At 61.6% G+C, this 2,021-nt stretch carries 2 protein-coding genes; both read left to right on the top strand.

Annotation, left to right across the window (positions count from 1 at the left end; genetic code table 11):
• Positions 1 to 1,171, top strand: a 1,171-nt coding sequence (gene phnY / locus BGRAMDRAFT_RS33165) for a phosphonoacetaldehyde dehydrogenase (protein ID WP_044022092.1), incomplete at its 5' end; no start/stop codon positions are given.
• A 4-nt stretch (positions 1,172 to 1,175) separates the two neighbouring features.
• The gene (locus tag BGRAMDRAFT_RS33160) at positions 1,176 to 1,742 is read left to right on the top strand and encodes a phosphonate degradation HD-domain oxygenase (protein WP_006053313.1); all 567 of its coding nucleotides are present in this window, start codon (positions 1,176 to 1,178) and stop codon (positions 1,740 to 1,742) included.
• The last annotated feature ends 279 nt before the right edge of the window (positions 1,743 to 2,021 follow it).

Genomic DNA, 2,021 nt, shown 5'->3' with positions numbered 1-2,021 from the left:
GGAATCGGGTCTGTCGAAGCAGGACTCGCGCTATGAAATTGGCCGCGTCGCCGACGTGTTCAAGTTCGCCGCGATGGAAGCATTGCGCGACGACGGGCAGAGCTTCGCGTGCGATCTGACGCCGCACGGCAAGCGGCGGCGCGTGTTTTCGCAGCGCGAGCCGCTCGCCGGCGTGATCGTCGCCATCACGCCGTTCAACCATCCGATGAACCAGGTCGCGCATAAGATCGCGCCGGCAATCGCGACGAATAATCGCGTCGTGGTGAAGCCGTCGGAGAAGGTGCCGTTGTCGGCGCTTTATCTCGCCGACATTCTGTATGAGGCCGGTTTGCCCGCGCCGATGTTGCAAGTGCTGACCGGCGACCCGCGCGAAATCGCCGATGAACTCATCACGCATCCGCTGGCTGAACTCGTCACGTTCACGGGCGGCGTGGCGATCGGCAAATACATCGCGGCGAAGGCGGCGTATCGGCGTGTCGTGCTCGAGTTGGGCGGCAACGATCCGCTGATCGTGCTCGACGACGCCGATCTCGAGCGCGCGGCGACGCTCGCCGTGCAGGGCTCGTACAAGAACTCGGGTCAACGCTGCACGGCCGTCAAGCGGATGCTCGTGCAACAGCGCGTCGCGGCGGATTTCGCCGAGCTGGTCGTCGAGAAGACGCGGGCCTGGCGCTTCGGCGATCCATTCGATGCGGCGAATCAGATGGGCACGGTCATCGACGTCGCGGCGGCGCAGCTTTTCGAATCGCGCGTGAACGAGGCGATTGCGGGCGGCGCGCGTTTGCTTGCCGGCAATCGGCGCAATGGCGCGCTGTATTCGCCGACGGTGCTCGACAGAGTTGAGCCGGAAATGAGCGTGGTGCGCGAGGAAACCTTCGGGCCGGTGTCGCCGATCATCACGTTCGACACGCTCGACGACGCTATCCGCATCAGCAACGGCACGCGATTCGGTTTGTCGTCGGGCGTGTGCACGAACCGACAGGACGCGATCACGCGTTTCATCAACGAGTTGCGGGTGGGCACGGTCAACGTGTGGGAAGTGCCGGGCTATCGGATCGAGTTGACGCCGTTCGGCGGAATCAAGGATTCGGGGCTCGGATACAAGGAAGGCGTTCAGGAAGCGATGAAGAGCTTTACCAATCTGAAAACTTTTTCTTTACCGTGGGAGTGACGGCGTGGCACTGAGTGTGAGCGACATCCGTTCGCTATTCGAGCAATATGGCGGCATCGCTTATAGCGGCGAACCGGTCACGCAACTCCAGCATGCATTGCAAAGCGGCGTGTTAGCGGAAGAGGCTGGCGCGAACGACGAACTCGTCGCTGCTGCGTTTTTGCATGACCTCGGGCATTTGCTCAATCTGCAAGGCGCGACGCCGACGGAGCGGGGCATCGACGATCTGCATCAGTACTTCGCGTTGCCGTTTCTGCGCGCCGTGCTGCCGGACGCGGTACTGGAGCCGATTCGTCTGCATGTGGACGCGAAGCGCTGCCTTTGCGCCATCGACGACGCGTATTTCGACCAGCTTTCCGCCGATTCGGTGCGAAGTCTGCAGTTGCAAGGCGGGATCTTCAGCCGCGACGAAGCGGAAGCGTTTCTCGAGAAGCCGTACGCACAGGACGCGCTGCGTCTGCGTAAATGGGACGACCGCGCAAAAGAAGAAAATCGCGCGACGCCGGATATCGATCACTACCTCGCAGTAGTGGAGCGCGTCATGCGTAAGCGCGCGATTGCGGGAGTTTGAACGGTCCGGTTTTCATAGCTCGTGACAATCGTTTTGGGGCAATTTCCTTATGTGGAAATAACGCTTGCAAGGCGCCGGCCGGCTCGCTAGAATCTCGCTCTTTCGTGCTCCGGACGCCGGGGCACGGGAAGCGGGAGAGCCAATAGCGGCAAGGCTTCCAGCGGTGGCGGCAGGTTCAGGCAGTAGCAAAAACCTGTTGACGGCGCGACGGAAGTTCTTCATAATCTCGCTTCTCTGCTGCTGATGCAGCGCCTTACAACGAAGCAGTGCCGGGGTGGT

The organism is Paraburkholderia graminis C4D1M, from assembly GCF_000172415.1.
In the GTDB taxonomy this organism is placed as follows: domain Bacteria; phylum Pseudomonadota; class Gammaproteobacteria; order Burkholderiales; family Burkholderiaceae; genus Paraburkholderia; species Paraburkholderia graminis.
Note: the sequence above shows the minus strand (reverse complement) of the source record. Positions and strands in the feature narration are given on the sequence as shown.